At 68.3% G+C, this 19,657-nt stretch carries 17 protein-coding genes; 1 reads left to right on the top strand and 16 read right to left on the bottom strand.

Features of this window, described 5'->3' with window-relative positions; translation table 11 throughout:
- Nucleotides 1-58: 58 nt before the first annotated feature.
- From AC6CHY_RS12785 to AC6CHY_RS12725, 13 genes are all read right to left on the bottom strand, one after another.
- Nucleotides 59-712, bottom strand: coding sequence for a hypothetical protein (locus AC6CHY_RS12785; protein ID WP_217387909.1), 654 nt, complete (start codon nucleotides 710-712; stop codon nucleotides 59-61).
- The gene (gene aroB, locus AC6CHY_RS12780; RefSeq protein ID WP_217387908.1) at nucleotides 709-1,800 is read right to left on the bottom strand and encodes a 3-dehydroquinate synthase; all 1,092 of its coding nucleotides are present in this window, start codon (nucleotides 1,798-1,800) and stop codon (nucleotides 709-711) included. The genes AC6CHY_RS12785 and aroB overlap by 4 nt, the downstream gene beginning before the upstream one ends.
- A gap of 193 nt (nucleotides 1,801-1,993) precedes the next feature.
- The gene (locus AC6CHY_RS12775; RefSeq protein ID WP_217387907.1) at nucleotides 1,994-2,536 is read right to left on the bottom strand and encodes a shikimate kinase; all 543 of its coding nucleotides are present in this window, start codon (nucleotides 2,534-2,536) and stop codon (nucleotides 1,994-1,996) included.
- Complete coding sequence (gene aroC, locus AC6CHY_RS12770; RefSeq protein WP_217387906.1) at nucleotides 2,533-3,735, bottom strand: chorismate synthase; 1,203 nt, start codon at nucleotides 3,733-3,735, stop codon at nucleotides 2,533-2,535. The genes AC6CHY_RS12775 and aroC overlap by 4 nt, the downstream gene beginning before the upstream one ends.
- Nucleotides 3,736-3,767: 32 nt before the next feature.
- Nucleotides 3,768-4,670 (bottom strand): shikimate dehydrogenase family protein, encoded by a 903-nt coding sequence (locus AC6CHY_RS12765; protein ID WP_498226951.1) that lies wholly within the window; start codon nucleotides 4,668-4,670, stop codon nucleotides 3,768-3,770.
- Complete coding sequence (mltG, locus tag AC6CHY_RS12760) at nucleotides 4,667-6,730, bottom strand: endolytic transglycosylase MltG (RefSeq protein ID WP_217387904.1); 2,064 nt, start codon at nucleotides 6,728-6,730, stop codon at nucleotides 4,667-4,669. The genes AC6CHY_RS12765 and mltG overlap by 4 nt, the downstream gene beginning before the upstream one ends.
- Nucleotides 6,731-6,902: 172 nt before the next feature.
- Nucleotides 6,903-7,367 (bottom strand): Holliday junction resolvase RuvX, encoded by a 465-nt coding sequence (gene ruvX, locus AC6CHY_RS12755; RefSeq protein ID WP_498226998.1) that lies wholly within the window; start codon nucleotides 7,365-7,367, stop codon nucleotides 6,903-6,905.
- Nucleotides 7,368-7,432: 65 nt separating this feature from the next.
- Nucleotides 7,433-10,114, bottom strand: a complete 2,682-nt coding sequence (alaS, locus tag AC6CHY_RS12750) for an alanine--tRNA ligase (RefSeq protein WP_498226949.1) — start codon at nucleotides 10,112-10,114, stop codon at nucleotides 7,433-7,435.
- A gap of 150 nt (nucleotides 10,115-10,264) precedes the next feature.
- Nucleotides 10,265-10,498 carry a hypothetical protein gene (locus AC6CHY_RS12745; protein ID WP_217387902.1) on the bottom strand — a complete coding sequence of 78 codons (234 nt, stop codon included), beginning with the start codon at nucleotides 10,496-10,498 and terminating at the stop codon, nucleotides 10,265-10,267.
- A gap of 98 nt (nucleotides 10,499-10,596) precedes the next feature.
- Entirely contained in the window at nucleotides 10,597-10,968 is a 372-nt protein-coding gene (locus AC6CHY_RS12740) for a DUF948 domain-containing protein (protein ID WP_217388276.1), read from the bottom strand.
- A 158-nt stretch (nucleotides 10,969-11,126) separates the two neighbouring features.
- Entirely contained in the window at nucleotides 11,127-11,753 is a 627-nt protein-coding gene (gene rpsD, locus AC6CHY_RS12735; RefSeq protein ID WP_217387901.1) for a 30S ribosomal protein S4, read from the bottom strand.
- 241 nt (nucleotides 11,754-11,994) lie between these two features.
- On the bottom strand, nucleotides 11,995-13,647 hold the full coding sequence (locus AC6CHY_RS12730; RefSeq protein ID WP_498226947.1) for a replication-associated recombination protein A: 1,653 nt from the start codon (nucleotides 13,645-13,647) through the stop codon (nucleotides 11,995-11,997).
- A gap of 262 nt (nucleotides 13,648-13,909) precedes the next feature.
- A complete protein-coding gene (locus AC6CHY_RS12725) occupies nucleotides 13,910-15,619 on the bottom strand; it encodes an HNH endonuclease signature motif containing protein (RefSeq protein ID WP_498226946.1) in 1,710 nt (569 codons plus the stop codon).
- Nucleotides 15,620-15,810: 191 nt separating this feature from the next.
- On the opposite strand from AC6CHY_RS12725, the gene dtd reads away from it, so the two are divergent.
- A complete protein-coding gene (gene dtd / locus AC6CHY_RS12720; protein ID WP_498226945.1) occupies nucleotides 15,811-16,251 on the top strand; it encodes a D-aminoacyl-tRNA deacylase in 441 nt (146 codons plus the stop codon).
- A gap of 26 nt (nucleotides 16,252-16,277) precedes the next feature.
- Here dtd and AC6CHY_RS12715 read toward each other — a convergent pair whose 3' ends face one another.
- From AC6CHY_RS12715 to aspS, 3 genes are all read right to left on the bottom strand, one after another.
- Complete coding sequence (locus tag AC6CHY_RS12715) at nucleotides 16,278-16,472, bottom strand: hypothetical protein (protein WP_498226943.1); 195 nt, start codon at nucleotides 16,470-16,472, stop codon at nucleotides 16,278-16,280.
- 492 nt (nucleotides 16,473-16,964) lie between these two features.
- Nucleotides 16,965-17,291, bottom strand: a complete 327-nt coding sequence (locus AC6CHY_RS12710; protein WP_498226942.1) for a PadR family transcriptional regulator — start codon at nucleotides 17,289-17,291, stop codon at nucleotides 16,965-16,967.
- Between the two features lie 428 nt (nucleotides 17,292-17,719).
- Nucleotides 17,720-19,522 carry an aspartate--tRNA ligase gene (gene aspS, locus AC6CHY_RS12705; protein WP_217387896.1) on the bottom strand — a complete coding sequence of 601 codons (1,803 nt, stop codon included), beginning with the start codon at nucleotides 19,520-19,522 and terminating at the stop codon, nucleotides 17,720-17,722.
- Nucleotides 19,523-19,657 lie beyond the last annotated feature (135 nt).

Here is a 19,657-nt window from a genome sequence, read left to right as displayed (position 1 = left end):
CGCACGTGTGCGCACTGCGGGTTTCCCCGCGATGGTGATCTGCCGGACGCCTCGCGCGTCAGCCGCCCGCGGGGTGCTGCAGCTCGATCGGCGCGGTGGCCGGGTGCTGCGCCGCCGCGTTCACGGCCGCCGGATGCGGGGCGTCGGCCGTCCCGGTCGCGGTGTGCTCCAGCACCGATTCCAGGCAGGCGCGCGAGGACTCGACCAGGTGGGCGTCGGCGTCCGCGGCGGTGCGCAGGTCAAGGGCCTTGCGGAAGCGGTTGGCCGCGGCCAGCAGGTCCCCGCTCTCCACGTAGGCGAAGCCCAGGTGCTGTTGCAGGATGGCCTCGTGCTCGGTGTCCTTGAACTCGGTCAGCAGGGCGCGCAGCCGGTTGATGGCCCGAGGTGCGTCCCCCGCGGCGCGGGTCAGCGAGGTGTCAAGCACGCGCATCGCGAAGTTCTGCGGGTCGATGAAGCGGGTCTCGGCGACCAGCTCGCTGGCCGCGCGCAGCTCGCCCTTGGCCAGCAGCACCACCACCTGGGAGCTGGGGTCGCCGGTGCGCAGGGTCTCCTCGGCCAGTTCGGCGTCGGAGATCTCGTGGCGCATCAGGGTGGGGTTCAGCCGCACCCCGGGGATCCCGGACTCGATGTTCTGCCGCGGGGCGCTGGCCAGGCCGCCGGCCGGCACCTGCAACAGGGCCTCGGTGTGCGTCAGGTGCGTGGCGGTGCTCATTCTGCGATCTCCTGGTAGGCGGCGAACAAGAGGGAGGTGTCGGGCACGTCGAGCATGCGGGGCCGCCCGATGCCGTCGAGCACCACGAAGCGCAACAGGTCCCCGCGGGTCTTCTTGTCCCGGCGCATGCCGTCGAGCAGGGTCTGCCAGCGGTCCCCGCGGTAGGTGGTGGGCAGGCCCAGGGTCTTGAGGATGGAAAGGTGGCGGTCCGCGACCTCGTCGGAGGTGCGCCCGACGCTGCGGCCCAGCTCCGCGGCGAAGGCCATGCCGATGGACACCGCGGCGCCGTGGCGCATCGAGTAGCGTTCGGCCAGCTCGATGGCGTGGGCCAGGGTGTGCCCGTAGTTCAGGAACTCGCGCTCCCCGGATTCGCGCAGGTCGTTGGAGACGACCTTGGCCTTGACCGCGATGGCGCGCTCGATGAGTTCGCGCAGGCGCGGGGAGGTGGCGTCGGTCGCGTCGGCCGGGTCCTCTTCGATGAGCTCGAGGATGCGCTCGTCGGCGATGAAACCGCACTTCACGACCTCTGCCAGGCCGGTGACCAGTTCGTTCTTGGGGAGCGTGGAAAGCGTGTCCAGGTCCACCAGCACCCCTGCCGGCGGGAAGAAGGCGCCGACAAGGTTCTTGCCCTCGGCGGTGTTGATCCCGGTCTTGCCGCCGACGGCGGCATCGACCATGCCCAGCAGGGAGGTGGGGATGTGGATGACCTTGGTGCCGCGCAGCCACGTCGCTGCGACGAAGCCGGCCAGGTCGGTGACGGCGCCGCCGCCCACCGCCACGATGGCGTCGGAGCGGGTGAAGTCGTTCTTGCCCAGCACCTGCCAGCAGAAGGAGGCGACCTCGATGTGCTTGCCTTCCTCGGCGTCGGGGATCTCGGCGCTCAGCGCGGTGTAGCCGGCGGCCTCAAGGTCGTCCTTGACGATGTCGCCGGTGGCGCGCAGGGCGCGGGGGTGGATGATGAGCACCTTCTTGACGCGCTCGCCCAGCAGGCCGGGAAGGCGGCCCAGCAGGCCGTTGCCCACGATCACCTCGTAGTTCTCGGCGGGAGCCGAGCCGGTGACCTGAATCGTCGTGGGTGCTGGGTTCATCGTTGGATCCTCCAAAGTGCTGCGTAGCGCGCCGGGGCCGAAACCCGCTTGCGCGGTGTTGCAGTGGGTCCTCGGTGCGTGAGTGAAAACGCGCCAACCGGTCTTCGCCGGTGACTTCTAGCCATGCTCGGGGCGCGCCAATGCGCCCCTCGCCGAACTTAAGCCTACGTGTTTCGGCCTCCCAGATGGTGTTTCAGTGTCCGGCATCACGGTAGGCAGTGAGGATTGACTCGGCAATTTCCTCCGCCGTCAGCCCCCGTGTGTCGATGGTCAACGTCGCGGTCGCCTCGTAGAGCCCGCTGCGCTCGGAAAAGATGCGGCACCACGATTCCATCGGCGTGCCGCCGAGCAGCGGCCGGGTCGTGTCGCCCCCGATGCGCGGGGCGACGGTGGCGGCGTCTGTGAGCAGGTAGACGCTGAATCCGGAGGCGATGACCTCGCGGTTTGCTGCCGAAAGCACCGCACCTCCCCCGGTGGCCACGACCGCCGGGGCGGCAGGGGACGCCCCGGGATCGTTCCCGGGAGCCGGGCGCACGGCCTCGGCCAGCGCGCGGGCCTCGAAGCGGCGGAAACCTTCCTCGCCGTGGGCGGCAAAGATGTCCGGGATCGGGCCGTTGGCCGCGACAACGATCGCATCGGTGTCGATCAGGGTCGTGCCCAGCAGGCGCGCCAGGAGCGCGCCGACGGCGCTCTTGCCGCTGGCCATCGGCCCGATCAGGAAGATCGGGGTGCTCATGGAAGGCGGACCGACCCCAGGTTCCCGGGGATGGCCGAAAGGTAGTTCTCCAGGTTCCGCTTGACCTCGCCGAGCGAGTCGCCGCCGAACTTCTCCAGCATGGCCTGGGCCAGCACCAGGGCGACCATGGCCTCGGCGACCACGCCGGCGGCCGGGACCGCACAGACATCCGAGCGCTGGTGGTGCGCGGTGGTCGCCTCGCCGGTGGCGGTGTCGATGGTGCGCAGGGCGCGCGGGACGGTGGCGATCGGCTTCATGGCCGCACGCACGCGCAGCACGTCCCCGATGCTCATGCCGCCCTCGATGCCGCCGGCCTTGTTGCCCGAGCGGTCGATGACCCCGTCCTCGCCGCGCACGATCTCGTCGTGGGCGGCGGATCCGCGGCGCGAGGCGGTCAGGAAGCCGTCGCCGACCTCCACGCCCTTGATCGCCTGGATGCCCATGAGGGCACCGGCAAGGCGCGCGTCGAGGCGGCGGTCCCAGTGCACGTAGGAGCCCAGGCCCGGGGGCAGGTTGTAGGCCAGCACCTCGACGATGCCGCCGAGGGTCTCCCCCTCCTTGTGGGCGGCGTCGACCTCGGCGACCATGGCCTCGGAGGTGTCCGCGTCAAAGCAGCGCAGCGGATCGGCGTCCAGCGCGCGCACGTCGGCCGCGCGCGGCAGCGGCGAATTCTCCGGGGAGGCGACGGTGCCGACCGAGACGGTGTGGGAGACCAGCTCGACGCCCAGCTGGGCCAGGAAGTTCGCCGCCACCGAGCCCAGCGCCACGCGGGCGGCGGTCTCGCGGGCCGAGGCGCGCTCCAGGACCGGGCGGGCGTCGTCGAAGCCGTACTTCTGCATGCCGGTGAAGTCGGCGTGTCCGGGGCGCGGGCGGGTCAGCGGCGCGTTGCGCGCCATCGAGGCCAGTTCCTCGGGGTCCACCGCGTCGGGGTTCATGACCTTTTCCCATTTGGGCCACTCGGTGTTTCCCACCTCGATGGCCACCGGGCCGCCCTGGGTGATCCCGTGGCGCACCCCGCCCATGAAGGACACCTGGTCCTGCTCGAACTTCATCCGCGCACCGCGGCCGTAGCCCAGGCGCCGGCGTGCGAGGGCATCGCGCACATCCTGTGAAGAGATGGCAATGCCCGCGGGCAGTCCCTCGATAATTCCAACCAATGCGGGGCCGTGTGATTCGCCCGCCGTCAACCAACGCAACATGTACTCCATCCTGCCATGTACCCGCGCTCCGATTAGGGCCGGGATAGCCCCACTGCGTCGCACATCACATTTGTGACGTGGCGCCAGTCGGCGTCCTGAATTCCTGAAAAGTACTTGACCTGCTCCACGCCCTGGTGCACCAGCATCGACATTCCCGACACCACGGTGCCGCCAAAGGACTCCCAGGCCGTTGCGATCGCCGAGGGCCAGGGGTCGTAGGCGACATCCAGCAGCACCGCCCCGGGCGCCGGGATCCCGGTTGCCCGGTCCAGGCCCAGGGGGCCGATGAGTTCGTCGGCTGCATGCGCGGGAAGCGTCGAGATGACGACCTCGTAGTCTGCCAGCCGCCCGGCCGCCGCCGATACCTCCACGGCGGCGCAGGCCAGGCCGAGCGTCCGCGCCAGGGCCAGGGCCGGCTCTGCGCGTGCCGCGTTGCGGACCGCCAGGTCCACGTGCGTGAGGCCCAGCAGGGAGCAGGCCTCCAGCGCGGCGAGGGCCGTGTTGCCCGCGCCCAGGATCGCGGCGCGGCGCTCCCGCGGCGCGGTGCTCCCGCGGCGCGCGGGCAGCGCCTCCTGGAGTGCGCGCACGATCCCGTCGACGTCGGTGTTGTGCCCGGTCAGCCGGACGGATCCGGCGACGTGCTCCACCACCACGGTGTTCAGGGCGCCCAGGCGCTGCACGCGCTCGGAGAGGGCGTCCAGGTGCGGGATCAGCGCCGCCTTCAGCGGCATGGTGACCGAGACGCCGACCCAGCCGGGTTCGGTGCGCAGCCGGGCGGCAAAGGATGCCGCATCCTCCGGGAGCATGTCGATCGCGCTGTAGTCGATGTCCACGCCCAGCGCGCGGTAGGCGGCCCCGTGCAGCAGCGGCGAGCGGGAGTGCCCGATCGGGTGGCCCAGCACCGCGGCACGGCGGGTTGCCGCGGGGACACTCACTTGCAGACGTCCGTGTTGGCGGCGCACCAGGCGCGGAATTCGTTCTGGTTCACGCGGTGCTCGGCGTAGGTCTTGGCGAACTTCGTCAGGCCGCTGTTGGTGTCCACCGTGACCCAGTAGTAGAAGTCGTTGGGCGCCGGGTTCGCCGCGGCCTTGATCGCGGGATCGCCCGGGGAGCCGATCGGCGTCGGCGGCAGGCCCTTGTGCACGTAGGTGTTGTACGCGTTGCCGGCGTCCTTCTTTTCCTTTTCGCTGATCTGCAGGGTGTACCTGTCCAGCCCGTAGATCACCGCCGAGTCGACCTGCAGCAGTCCGTTGGTCTCGGTGTTGCTGGGGTGCAGGCGGTTCTCCAGCGCACCGGCCACGGTGCCGTAGTCGTTCTGGCGGGCCTCGGCCTGCAGGATCGAGGCGACCTGCAGCACGTGGTACTGCTGGTCCGCGTCGGTGACGCCGTTGTCCCCCAGCGTCTTGAGTGTCGCATCGACCAGGGTCTTGAGCACCGTGGTGGCATCGACGTCCAGCGGGAAACGGTATTCTCCCGGGTGCAGGTAGCCTTCCAGGTTCGGGATCTCGGGGTTGAGGCCGAAGGCCTCGGGATCCTCGGCGAGGGCCCCGAGTTCAATGGAGGACAGGCCGGTGGCCGTGGAGATTTCTTCCAGTACCTGGTTCATGCGGGTGTTTTGCTTGATGGCCACGTAGGACACCTTGGCGGCGGGCTCGCCGATCAGGATCTCCGCCGCGGACAGGGCGGGCATTTCGCGGCGCAGCTCGTAGGTGCCGGGATGGATCTCGCGGCTCTCTGTCTCCACCAATTGGATGGCCTCGAGGAACAGCTTGTCGCTGGCCACGATCTCCCGGCTCTCGAGCTCGCGCCCGATTTGCTGGGCACCCCAACCGGATTTCACCTCGAAGGTGACGGCCTCGCCGCCGGGTGCCGGGAAGTCCCGGGGGCTCACTCGGTCCATCAGGCCCTGGAGCGAGATCACGATGCCGAAGATGACTGCGCAGAAGCCCAAGAGCACCGCCAGCACGATCCAGTTGCGCCGGCGACGCCGTGCCCTGCGGGCCTGCAGGTTTGACGAGGTGGAGGTCAGGAACAGGTTTTGGCGTTCCAGCGACCCGTGCGGCTCCGTCGGATGGGCAGGTGGCCCCTCGTGAAGGTCCGTGGAAAGTTGCTCGGAGCCATGGTGGCGGGCTTCGTCGGCGTTGGTGACCGCGGTGGCCCGTGCATCGGCTGCGGCCGGCGGTTGATGGCCGCGCACCGTTGCCGGCGGGGCCGGGGAATGCCCGGTGGGCGCCTGGCCCGGGAGGGCGTCGGAAGGTGTCGCGGCGGAATCCGCACCACCGCCGATTGTCCCGTCCATTGTCTCTGGTGCCGATTCCGCAGGGGCGTAGGCCGCCTTCACTACCGGCGGCTTGGACGGGGCCGGCGGCACGGACCGGGCACCTGCCGGTGAGGACACCTGGGCCGGGGTGGCGTCGGGGACCGCGGAGACGGCTTGGCCGGCGTTCCCTGCCCGGGGGGCATCGCGGTCAACGGGCGTGTTCGCGGCGGGCCGCACCGGATTGCGGTCCGGCGCCTGCGGTGCAGCGGTGGCTGTATCGGGGGTGACCGCGCTTCGGGCGGCGGCCGACCTGTCGCGAAGCGGGGCGGCGTTGGCCCGAAGGGTCTGGCGAACGCGTTCGGCCGCGGCGCGCTGGGCCTCAATGGCTTCCTTGCGCGCACGTTGGGCGCTCTGGGTGCGGGCTCGTTGGGCGGCGTCGAGTGCCTTGGTGCGCTCCCCCTCCGCCTGGATGCGGGCATCCTCCGCTGCGACGCGGGCATCCTCTGCCGCCGCGGCGGCCTTGAGTTCCGCCGCCTCCTTGGCCGCCTCGGCGGCGGAGGGACGCTCCGGCAAGGCCGGGTCGGGGGCGGCGGACTGCCCGTGGGCGGCTTCCGGAGCCGGGGGCTGCGCCTCGCTGCGGGTGCGCTCTGCATTTTCGCGCGCGGCACGGGCGGCACGCCGGGGCGAAACCCCGGATTCGTGGCGCGGAGAATCGATGGACGATTCGTTAGTCATGCGGTTTTCTCCCTTGCCCGCAGGCAACGTAGTAGCCGAGGGGCGACGCGGGCCCACTTCTTCAGCCGATTCAGATCTCATGCGATCGTAACCCAAAGCGGGGTCGCAGGGCAGTGCATCGGGGGCGTCGGGGCTCCCGGGTTTCCTGCCGGCGTCGGCGGATCGTCCCGCCTCAGTCGTCATCGCCTGGCCCGTCGACGCCAGGGGCCGCGAGCTGGCCGGGCGAAACCTGGCCATTGCCGCGCATTTCGAGCACCTGCTGGAGAATCTCCACGGCAGCGACCTGGTCAACCACCGCACGGTGCTTGCGCCCGTCCAGTCCGGCATCGTGCAGCGAACGATGGGCGCTGACGGTGGTCAGTCGCTCGTCCACCAGTCGCACCTCCACGTCCGATCCGGTGCGCAGAAGTGCATTAGCCAAGTCACGGGCATAATCCCGGGCCATGGTGGTTGAGGCAGTTTCCCCGCCCGACATCGAGCGCGGCAGGCCGACATAGATCTGCGCTGCCTCGCGCTCGGCGGCCAGCTTCACCAGAACGGAAATGTCACTGGACTTCTTCACATCGCGTTTCAGCGTTTTGACCGGGGTGGCCAACACCCCGTCGCGGTCGCTGGCCGCGACGCCGACGCGGGCCATGCCCACGTCGACGCCAAGCAGCACCCCGGGACGCGGGGTTGGCGCCAAGGACCCGGACGCCGAGGCTATGACAGCTCCTGGATCGAACGGACCATGGCTTCAAGGGCCTCGGCGGTCTTGGTGGCGTCCTGGCCGCCGCCCTGTGCCACGTCGTCCTTGCCGCCGCCTCCGCCGCCCAGGATCTTCGCCGCGGTGCGCACCAGGGCGCCGGCCTTGGCACCCTTGGTGCGGGCGGCGTCGTTGGTGGCAACCAGGACCAGCGGGCGGCCGTTGGACGCACCGGCAAGTGCGACGGTGGACGCCTCGGAACCCAGGCGGTCGCGCAGGTCCAGGGCAAGGGTGCGCAGCGCGTCGGCCGAGGGAACCTCGCCGGCGTCGTGGGCCAGGACCTTGATCCCGTTGATGTCGCGGGCCTTGGCCACCAGGGCACCGGCCTGGGCAGCAAGTTGCGCGCCGCGGAGCTTCTCGATTTCCTTTTCGGCGGTGCGAAGCCGCGCCACGGTGTCGGAAATGCGCTCGTTGAGCTGTGCGGCCGGGACCTTGAACATCGAGGAGAGTTCGGAGACCAGGGCGCGCTCGGCCGCCCCGTGGCGGAATGCCTCCATGCCGACCAGGGCCTCGACGCGTCGGTTGCCCGAGCCCACCGAGGCCTCGCCCAGCAGGGTGAGGGACCCGATCTGTGCGGTGGCGCCCACGTGGGTGCCGCCGCAGAGCTCGCGGCTCCAGGCGTCGTTGATCTCGACCATCCGCACGGTGTTGCCGTACTTCTCGCCGAACAGGCTCATGGCGCCCATGGCGCGTGCCTCGGCCAGCGGCATGACGTTGGTGTTCACCTGGTGGTTGTTGCGGATGGCCAGGTTCACGACCTCTTCGATCTCGTTCCGGGCCGCATTGGAAAGTGCCTCGGACCAGGAGAAGTCAAAGCGCAGGTAGCCGGCCTTGTTGAAGGAACCCGACTGCAGGGCGTCGGGGCCCAGGATCTCGTGGAGTGCGGCATGGACCAGGTGGGTGGCGGAGTGCGCCTGCTCCCCGGAATGGCGGCGCTGCCGGTCGACCTCGGCCAGCACCGTGGCGCCGGAGGGCAGTTCGCCCTCGCGCACGATGGCCTGGTGGACGTTCAGCCCGCGGATCGGCGCCTGGACGTCGAGGACCTCGAGCACGAAGCCGTCGCCGGTGATCAATCCGACGTCGCCCGCCTGGCCGCCTGCCTCGGCGTAGAACGGGGTCTCGTTGAGGACCAGCTCGATCTGCTGGCCCTGTTCGGCCACCTCGACCAGGGACCCGTTGTGCACGATGCCGCGCACGGTGGATTCGCTGGTGAGTTCCTCGTAGCCGGTGAAGATGACGTCGCCGCGCTCGTGCAGCTGAGTGAAGACGGTCAGGTCGGCGTGGCCGGCCTTCTTGGCCTTGGCGTCCTTCTGGGCGCGGGTGCGCTGTTCGTTCATCAGCTCGCGGAACTTGGGCTCGTCGACGGCCAGGCCCGCCTCGGCGGCGATTTCCAGGGTGAGGTCGATCGGGAAGCCGTAGGTGTCGTGCAGCGCGAAGGCGTCCTCGCCGGAGAGCGATCCGCCCTTGGACTTGGAGACCTGCAGTGCTTCTTCCAGGCGCGTGGTGCCCGAGGCGATGGTGCGCAGGAAGGCGCGCTCCTCGGCGTAGGCGATGCGGGCGATGCGCTCGAAGTCGGTTTCGACGATCGGGTAGACGCCCTTCATGGCGTCGCGCGAGGCCGGGAGCAGCTCGGGGAGGACCGCGGTTTCCACGCCCATCAGGCGCATGGCGCGCACGGCGCGGCGAATCAGGCGGCGCAGCACGTAGCCGCGGCCCTCGTTGCCCGGGGAGACGCCATCGGAGATCAGCATCAGCGAGGAGCGGATGTGGTCGGCGACCATGCGCATGCGCACGTCGTCGGCGTGGTTCGGGTCCGCCGGGTCCTCGGTGGAGGTGTAGGTCTTGCCGGAAAGCTCGGCTGCCTTGTCAAGCACGGGACGGACCTGGTCGGTCTCGTACATGTTCTCGACGCCCTGCAGGATCATCGCCAGGCGCTCGAGGCCCAGGCCGGTGTCGATGTTCTTCTTGGGCAGTTCGCCCAGGATCTCGAAGCTGTCCTTGCCGGTGCCCTCGCCGCGCTGGTACTGCATGAACACGAGGTTCCAGATCTCGATGTAGCGGGTGTCGTCGGCCTCCGGGCCGCCCTCGATGCCGTACTCGGGTCCACGGTCGTAGAAGATTTCCGAGCAGGGGCCGGCGGGGCCGGGCTGGCCGGTGGACCAGTAGTTGTCCTCCATGCCCATCTTCTGGATGCGCTCGGCCGGGATGCCGATCTTGTCGCGCCAGATCTCCAGCGCCTCGGTGTCCTCGTGGTAAACCGTGATCCACAGCTTCTCGGCCGGCAGGCCGAAGCCCCCGTCCGCGACGGAGCTGGTCAGCAGCTCCCAGGCGTAGGAGATCGCGCCTTCCTTGAAGTAGTCGCCGAAGGAGAAGTTGCCGGCCATCTGGAAGAAGGTGCCGTGGCGCACGGTCTTGCCAACTTCTTCGATGTCACCGGTGCGGATGCACTTCTGGACCGAGGTGGCGCGGCTGTAGGGCGGTTCCTCGCGGGCGGTCAGGTACGGAATGAACGGCACCATGCCGGCGACGGTGAACAGCAACGACGGGTCGGAGGAGACCAGCGAGGCGCTGGGAACCGCGGTGTGGCCCTTCGACTCAAAGTAGTCGACCCACCGGCGTGCAATTTCCTGCGATTTCATCGTTCCTCTTCGATCCCTTCGTGCTTACGGGCGCTGTGCTTGGGTGTGGCTTTCGTCTGCCGCTCCCCCGTGGCCTTTCGGCGGGGGAAGTGCGTGCTGCCGGGAACCGCCATGACGGCGGTCATCGGCACGCGTGCCACGAAAACAAGTCTAGTGGTGGCTTGGGCCAGGTGTTTCATCCAGGCCCAGGGCCTGGCGCAATTCGGTTTCCCGCTCATTCATCCCGGTGCGGAAGGCCTCGGCCAGTTCCTGCAGCGAGTCGCTGATGCGGCCAACGGTGCGGTTCAGTCCGTCGGAGCTGGCAAGGTCCCGGGCTTCGCCGAGCTTGCGGGCGGTCAGGACGCCGACGCCGATTCCGATGCCGACCCAGAATAGTTTCTTCATCTGCGGTTTCCTCGTTTCGTGGATGGTTGGAACGTGCGCTGCCCCATGGCAGGGGCCATCAGGCGGCTGCTGCCGAGGCCCCAAGTTTCGGGCCGGAATCAGCGCGAGCGTCGTCCCTTGCCGGTCGGCTTGGTATCGAGGACCGAACGGACCCCGGCGGTGAATGCCGCGATCTTGATCAGCGGCCTGCCGACGGTGGCTGCAGTCAGGGAGGACAGTGCGCTGATGTTGGCCGACGCATCGGAGACATGCGAAGTGATGCCGTCGACCTTGCGAAGCTGGTCATTGGTGGTTGCCACGGTGTTGGTGACCTCGGTCAGCAGCGGCGTGGTGCCGTCGGAGACGTCCCTTACGGCGCCGCGCAGCTCATCGAACACCTTCCCGAGCTTCCAGATGGGGATGGCAAGCAATGCCACCAGCACGGCAAAAACGCCTGCCGCAATGAGTCCGGCGATGTCCGACCCTGTCATGTGCTTTTCCTCTACCGTTGGTGACATGTGCTTTTCCACCTTACCGAAAGGTTGGCGGTAGCACGGAACCGAAACGTCTTGGATAACACGAAGCCCGCGGCGCGGGGCCACGGGCTTCGTGTTGCAAGCTCAATTCGTTGGGCGTGAGCCCGGTGAATTTAGCGTGCGTAGTACTCGACGACGAGGTTCTCTTCGCAGGTTACGGGAACCTCGGAGCGCTTCGGCTTGCGGACGAGCTTGGCCTGAAGGGCTTCAAGCTTGACGTCCAGGTAGGCCGGAACGGCGGGGAGAACATCGCGGTGGGCGCCTGCAGCGGCGATCTGGAACGGGCCCATCTTTTCGCTACGCTCGTGAACGTGGATCAGCTGACCCTCGGACACGCGGAACGAGGGACGGTCCACGCGCTGGCCGTTGACCATGATGTGACGGTGCACAACAAGCTGACGGGCCTGGGCGATGGTGCGGGCGAAGCCTGCACGCAGAACCAAGGCGTCCAGACGCATTTCCAGGAGCGCGACCAGGTTTTCACCGGTCATGCCCGCGGTGCGCTTGGCTTCTTCGAAGGCACGGGTCATCTGTGCTTCGCGGATGCCGTACTGGGCGCGCAAACGCTGCTTTTCGCGAAGACGCACTGCGTAGTCGCTGTCCTGCTTCTTGCGGGCACGGCCGTGCTGGCCCGGACCGTAGGGACGACGCTCCATGTACTTTTCAGCTTTGGGAGTCAGGGCAAGGCCGAGGGCTCGCGAGAGGCGAACCTTGCGGCGGGCACGAGTGTTGTTAGCCACGAGTGTCCTTTTCTTTTGTGAGCGGCTGTCATTGGATCTGGCCTCCATGATGGAGAGTTGTGGGAAGCCGCTTCCCTATTCACTACAACTGCCACGTTGCGCACCATCCGAGACCGAGGTTTCCGATGGTTTGCGGTTGGACAGCTTGCCAGCCAAGGATCAATCCTACCACCGCCGCGAAACCCAACGTTCACGCCCGCTCGTTGTTGGGTGTGTGAGATATGCCCATTGCCCCCTGGGTCTATCTGGTCCGGCGGTCCTTGGCCCGGATGATACCGCGGATGCGCTCAACGCGTTCGCCGATGGACCTCTCGGCCCCGTTGGCGGTGGGCTTGTAGTAGTCGACGCCCAACAGGTCATCCGGTGCATATTGCTGGGTGGCCACCGAATGCGGGGCGTCGTGGGAATACTGGTAGCCCTTGCCGTGGCCCAGTTGCTGGGCGCCGGCGTAGTGGGCGTCGCGCAAATGCATGGGCACTCCCCTGCCGCGTCCGGCCCTGACGTCCGCCACGGCGGCGTTGATGGCGTTGTAGGCGGCGTTGGACTTGGGCGCCGTGGCAAGGTGTACGACGGCGTGCCCCAGGATGAGCCGTGCCTCGGGCATGCCAATGAGTTGCACGGCCTGGGCCGCGGCGACCGCCGTCTGCAGGGCGGTGGGGTCGGCCATGCCAATGTCCTCCGATGCGCTGATCATGATGCGCCGGGCGATGAAACGGGGATCTTCCCCGGCCTCCAGCATTTTTGCCAGGTAATGCAGTGCGGCGTCAACGTCGGAACCGCGGACCGACTTGATGAACGCACTGATGATGTCGTAGTGCTGGTCACCGGCCTTGTCGTAGCGCTGTACCGCGGCGTCCATGGCACGTTCGGTGTGTTCGATGGTGATGACAATCTGGCCCGAGGGGCTCAGTCCCGCGGCATCCGGTGTGTTCTCCTGGTCCGGGTTCCCGTCCGCCGCGACAGCTTCGACGGAAGCCGGAGGCTCGTTCGAGTTTGTCTCCCCGTTGCCTTCGCCGTCGCTGCCGCCAGTTTCGGGGGCAGCCGAAGGGCCGGCTTCCAGGGGCTCTTCTGGTTGCTTGCCTGCCGGGCCGTGCTCGGACTGCTCGTCGGAATCGTCGTCGTCGGAGGTGGCGTCCGACTTCTGCGCTGTGCGGCGGGCCAGGAGTCCATGTGATTCGGCCGCGCTCCACGCCACACCCGCGGCGGCCTCCAGTGCCGTCAGCGCACGGCGGGCGTCTCCCCCGGCCATGCGCACCAGATGGTCAAGAGCCATCGGGTCCAGGACCAGCTCGTCGTTGAACCCGCGCACGTCGGCCAGGGCGCGGGTGATGAGCGCGGCAATGTCGCCCTCTTCCAAGGGGCGGAGCGTCAGCAGCAGCGAACGCGACAGCAAGGGAGAGACGACGGAGAAGGACGGGTTCTCCGTCGTGGCGGCGACCAGCACCACCCAGCGGTTTTCCACGCCGGGCAGCAGTGCGTCCTGTTGGGCCTTGTTGAAGCGGTGGATTTCGTCCAGGAACAAGACGGTGGTGAAGCCACGCAAATCGCGGTCCTCCAGTGCCTGGTCCATGACGCGGCGAACGTCCTTGACTCCGGCGGTGATTGCGCTGAGCTCGACGAAGCGGCGGCCCGGGGCACGGGCGATCACGTGGGCAATGGTTGTTTTCCCGGTGCCGGGTGGTCCCCAGAGAATGATGCTTGAGGGGCCGGACGGACCGGGTCCGTCGATTCCTGCAAGTTGCCTCAGGGGCGAGCCCGCCTTGAGCAGGTGTTGCTGGCCGACAAGTTCCTCGACCGAGCGGGGGCGCATGCGCACGGCCAGGGGCGCGCGCGGGCGCACCTGTTCTTCGTCGTTTTCCTCGTCGTCACCCAAGGCACTGAGCAGATCGTTCACTCCACCAGCCTAGTTCAGCATTGTCGTCGCCGAATCCGGAACATCGTCCGCCTTCGCTTGACCGTGCCGTGGAACCTGCTGGGACGGTGGATTCCCCCACGTCGACCAGGGGAATCGTGGTTGCTCGCTGCCGGGGTGGCCCGGGTGCTGCCGCATCACGCACGGCGGTGGGGCATGGGGGTGACCCCACCGGCGGGGAGACAGCACCCGGGAGCTTGGCCGTGCACAATCGGCGGTCTGCCGTGTTGGGTCGACAGCGAACCTAATCGAACAGGGGCGCCGTAAACCCGATGGTGCGAAGCTCGGGGTGCCAATAGAGGTTTCGCTGCGGCGCACCGCGCGGTTGTCCGTCGATCGCAATGACGTAGGGCACGCCATCGATAGATTTCAGCGTGATAAGTCCCGCGTGTACTTGGATGTGGTGGTATTCGCACAGTAGGGCAGAATTTTCCACGCTCGTTTCGCCGCCCTCGAGCCAGGGTATGACGTGGTGGCATTCGGAAGTTGAGGCCGGGCGGGTGCAGCCCGGAACGATGCACCCGCGATCCCGAATGGCGATGGCTTTGCGCTGGGCCTTGGAGAACCCGCGGACCTCGCGGCCGAGATCAAGGACTTCCCCCTTTTCTCCCATGACTGCCGGCAGGATGTCGCCATTGCAGGCGAACCTTCTGATGTTGGCCGCGGAGACGGGGCGGTTGTGGGCGGTCAATCCCGCTTCTTCGCATTGACCCAGCAAGCTGCGGTAGCCGATCAGCACCCCGATCTTGACCCGCATGCCGCCGGTTTCGCTGATGCCGGTTCCGTTCAACGCCCCGGAACATGCAGCAACCAGGGCATCGAGCAGCAGTTGCGGGCTAGTGCGCGGGTCCTGGGCCAATAATCCTGCGAGCCCCGAGCCCTCGGGCGGAAGTCCGCAGGCCAGTTCGCTCAGCGGCATGCCCTCGGCTGCAACACCGGCGGGCCTGGCCCACTCCGGTGCCGGTGCGCCGGCCGGGGAGAAGGTTGGTGTGCCCGAGGCCGAAACGTCCTCGATATCCGGGACGGCTTCTTCCGGGCCGGACGCTGGCAGGTCCGGGTTGGTTGAGGCCGAGAACGGCGGGGACTTGAGCGAGCGGGGGTTGGTCCAGGCCTCGCCGAAGGCGAGGATCACCTCGGAGTCCATCGGGTCGCAGCGCAGCAGGTACTCGTCGCTGCTGTCGCGGAAGCCTTGGTAGAAGAAGCCGCGCTTGGCACGGATTTCCTCGTCGCTGATGGGGGTGCCGTTCTCCGCCAGGAAGCTGCCCCAGTCCTGCAGGGCCTTGCCGCACATTTTTGGCTCGCCGTTGCGTGCCTCATGGACCAGGGATTCCTCGATGGCGTTGTTGACCTTGCCCGCGTCGGGCCTGGAACTGATGCGCGGCTGCATGGATTCCAGGCGCCCAGCGACCGAAGCGAGGTTGCCGACGTCAGCGCTGCCGTCGGCCGCGGCCCGTGCCAGGATCGGGTAGCTGGGTGCCGCCGGGGTTTCGCCGTTGTCGTCCGCGGATCCGGTCGAGGCGACCAGGAGCTTCGCACCGGTGATGCGGCGGCGGCCATCGCCACTGGAAATATGCAGGTGCGCCTGCATGTAGGCCAGGATATTGCGGTGCGGTGCCATCCCGGGGCGCAGTTGCTCCGGCGGAATGCCGGAGGTGCCATTGGCCAGTTCCTCCGGGTGGGCCACGAGCTCGTCGATCTTCTGGGCAAGTACGGGATCCAGCCGATGGATTTCGGCGGCCTCGGCACGCCGGGTGACCACGAGCTGGCCATAGGCGGTGGTCCGATGGGCGCGTTCCAGCAGGCCCATGAGCACCGCGCTGGCCGCGGCGTCAAGCGGCACCTGTCCCAGCCCGTCGATGGCTTCGGACAGGGCAAGTGCCGCGGCGGCCATTGTCCGGCCAAGCTCCGCGGCGCTCCGCTGCGCCGTCGGTGGCGCGAAAAGTGGGGTGCCCATGTCCACCAGTGTCCGCTTCCCGGGCCTCGCTTGCCCCGCGATGGGGCTATCTGTGCGGAGAAGTGGGCGCAGTCCGCCCGTGTGGTCCCGAATGTGTCCGCCGGTGCGCAAAACGGTAGGCTCGCTACGTCCGGCGGCTCGTGGGCGGCGAAGGACGCCGCGGCGTTGGACCACGATGTGAAGGTGGATGCATGAAGGCTGTGTTGCAGGTGGTTTCCCGGGCCTCTGTCGAGGTGGAGGGTTCGGTCGTCGGGAAGATCGACGGCCCCGGCCTGGTGGTGTTGCTGGGCGTGACGCACGGCGACACCCCGGCGTTGGCGGCCAAGCTGGCGGCCAAGGTGTGGCGGTTGCGGATGCTGGAGGGCGAGAAGTCGTGCGAGGACCTCGGTGCCCCGCTCCTGGTGATCAGCCAATTCACGCTCTACGGGGATGTGCGCAAGGGACGGCGTCCCGGATGGACGGCCGCGGCCCCCGGCGCGGTGAGCGAGCCGTTGTACGAGGAGTTCATGGAACAGCTTCGCGCGCTCGGCGCCCACGTCGAGTCCGGCGTGTTCGGCGCGATGATGGAGGTGTCGTTGGTGAACTCCGGTCCGTACACGCTCATCGTCGACACCGCCGATCTTCCGGGCTGAGCGCGGCCCCGTCAGCGGTTCCTTGGTCAGTCCTCCGACTGTTGGGCCGATAGCGCGCGGGCATCTGCCACGCGGCCTCGTCTGGCCCCTGCCGTGTCGGCGTCGATCCGCTTGGGCAGCCAGGACCAGAGGATCCAGGCCGCAAGGCACAGCCACATGGCACCGCGGATGATGAGCCACGCGGTGACGGGTCCCTCGAGGAGTTCAGCGGGAAGGCCCACGCCGAAGCCCCCAATGAGAAGGCTGGTGCCGGCCCGGCGCAGCACCACGCCGCGCTTGATCGAAGCACGGGTGCCGGGGGCAAGTTGCGCGGCGAACAGCTCGACGTTCCCGAAATCCTGGGCGATGTGGTCTTGCGCGCCGGAGAGACGGCGATGTTCCCGTGCCTCGCGCAGCGCCGCGACAGCCTGCGCCGGATGCGCCCGTAGTGCACGGGTTCCCCGAACAGTTCCGTCGGGGTTTGGCCGCTGGCCGAAACGCTTTGACGCAGCTCGGCCAGGGCCGGGCCGATGTCGTCCTGCGCCGCATCGGCGAAAAGCATGGAGGCCGCCGCCAGTTCCGCCCACTCCCGCTGGCCCTCCGGCCAGTTCCGCAGTTCGTCGTCCCAGGCGTTGGTCCCGCGGGCGTTCCGGCTCATGGTTGTCCTCCAGCGGTTTGCAGGTCCCGCCGCACAGAACCACGCGGCAATGTGGCATCGGTGTTCGCGAAAGGTGTCATTGGCGCAGCACCGCGTCCTGGAAGAAGGCCCAGAGCTCGCGCTGGGAGGCCAGGTGCCCGCGACCGGTGCCGGTGAGCGTGTAGACCTTCCGGCCGGGTGCCCCGTCGCCGTCTTCCCAGATGCTGTCCATGAGTCCCGCGGCCTCGAGCTTGACCAGCGCCGGGTAGAGCGTGGAGCCCTTGATGGGCGAGAATCCCCGCGCCTCGAGCATCTGCGCCAGCGCATAACCGTGGTTGGGGCCCGCCTCCAGTGAGTCGAGCAGGCTCAGCGGGAGCAGGGCGCGCTGCCAGGCTCCCGGAAACTCCTTGCCGCCGCTCAGCATGCCCCCTCCCCCGCCAGAAGGCAGGCCTCGGTACGTTGGGCCGGGGCGAAGTGGCCGGATACCCGCGGGAACAGGGGGTCCATGTCGTGGCCTTTCTGTGGGGGCGAGGTGCGCTGGTGACGCACGCCGGCAAAAATCGGACTAAGTCAAAAATTTATCTAGATAACTAACACTACTAACGTTGTCCACCATTTGCACGGGTTTTCCCCACCGGCTTTCCCGTGTCGGGTGCGCCCCGCCGACCACGCGGCATTCCCCCGTCGCACCGGGCACCACGAACCGGGGAACACACGGGCAGAAATCCCCACCGGCACCCGGCCCTCGCCGTCGGCCCCGCCACTCCCCCGACGGATTCCCGGCAGACAGGCAAGGGGGCGCCCACCATGATGGTGGACGCCCCCGGGCAACCGCCTATGGGCGGTGCGTGACTACTTCGCCTCGACCTTGGCGGGCTCGTTGGTCTCGGCCTTCTTGGCCTCCGGCTTCGAGTCGACGCCGGCCTCCTTGCGCTGCTGGGCCGTGATCGGCGCCGGGGCACTGGTCAGCGGGTCGAATCCGCCGCCGGTCTTCGGGAAGGCGATGACGTCGCGGATCGAATCGGAACCGGTGAGCAGCTGCAGCACGCGGTCCCAGCCCAGCGCGATTCCTCCGTGGGGAGGCGCGCCGTACTTGAAGCCCTCGAGCAGGAAGCCGAACTTCTCCTGCGCGGCTTCCTCGTCGATGCCCATCATCTTGAACACGCGCTGCTGCAGATCGGCCTGGTGGATACGGATCGAGCCGCCACCGATTTCGTTGCCGTTGCACACGATGTCGTAGGCGTAGGCCAGCGCGTTTTCCGGATCCGTGTCGAAGGTGTCCATGAACTCGGGCTTTGGGGAGGTGAACGCGTGGTGCACGGCGGTCCAGGCGCCGGTACCCACGGCCACGTCGCCCGAGGCAACGGCCGCGGCGGCCGGCTCGAACATCGGGGCGTCGACGACCCACACGAAGGCCCAGTCGCCGTCCTTGATCAGTCCGGTGCGGTGGCCGATTTCCACGCGGGCGGCGCCCAGCAGGGCGCGCGCCTCGGTCTTGGGGCCGGCGGCGAAGAAGATGCAGTCCCCGGGCTTGGCGCCGGTGGCCTCGGCCAGGCCGGCGCGCTCGGTGTCGGTCAGGTTCTTGGCGACCGGGCCGGCCAGCTCGCCGTCCTCCTTGTAGAGCACGTAGGCAAGGCCCTTGTGCCCGCGCTGCTTGGCGAATTCCTGCCAGCCGTCCAGGGTGCGGCGGGGCTGGGAGGCGCCTCCCGGCATGACCACGGCACCGACGTGCGGGGCCTTGAAGACGCCGAACTCGGTGTCCTTGAAGAACTCGGTCATGTCGGTCAGCTCGAGGCCGAAGCGCAGGTCCGGCTTGTCCGAGCCGTACTTGGCCATGGCCTCGTGGTAGGTGATGCGGGCGATCGGGGTCGGGATCTCGACGTCGATCAGCTTCCAGAGGGCCTTCACCAGCGACTCGCCGAGCGCGATGATGTCATCCTGCTCGACGAACGACGCCTCGATGTCCAGCTGGGTGAACTCCGGCTGGCGGTCCGCACGGAAGTCCTCGTCGCGGTAGCAGCGGGCGATCTGGTAGTACTTCTCGAAGCCGCCGACCTGCAGCAGCTGCTTGAACAGCTGCGGGGACTGCGGCAGCGCGTACCAGGAACCCGGAGCCAGGCGCGCCGGGACCAGGAAGTCGCGGGCACCCTCCGGGGTGGAGCGGGTCAGCGTCGGGGTCTCGATTTCGACGAAGCCGTCGTCGTGCAGCAGGTTGCGGGCGATGCGGTTGGCCTCGGAGCGCAGGCGGATGTTGCGGCTCGGGGTGGGGCGGCGCAGGTCGAGGTAGCGGTGGCGCAGGCGCGCCTCCTCGCCGACCTCGACGTGCTCGTCGATCTGGAAGGGCAGCGGCGCGGAGGTGTTCAGCACGACGACGGATTCGGCGATGACCTCGATCTGCCCGGTGGCCAGGGCGGGGTTTTCGTTGCCCTCGGGGCGGCGCTCGACCTTGCCGGTGATCTGCAGCACGAATTCGTTGCGCAGCGGGTGGAAGACTTCCTCCTCGCGCACCACGACCTGGGCGATGCCCGAGGCGTCGCGCAGGTCAAGGAAGGCGACCCCGCCGTGGTCGCGGCGGCGGGCCACCCAACCGGTGAGGGTGACGGTTTCTCCGATGTGCTCGGCGGTCAAGGTGCCGAGCTGATGAGTGCGTAGCACTGCATTCCTTTCTACAAGGGTGCTTGTTTCCGCAGGTGTTCCGAAGGCTGCGTGACGCCGGCGGCGGGTGTGTGCCTCGGGTGCGGAAAGGGAAGAATCTAAGTGCGAGTTTACCGGCACTGTCGTGCCGGCGGC

Source organism: Paeniglutamicibacter sp. GQ140, from assembly GCF_059759235.1.
Note: the sequence above shows the minus strand (reverse complement) of the source record. Positions and strands in the feature narration are given on the sequence as shown.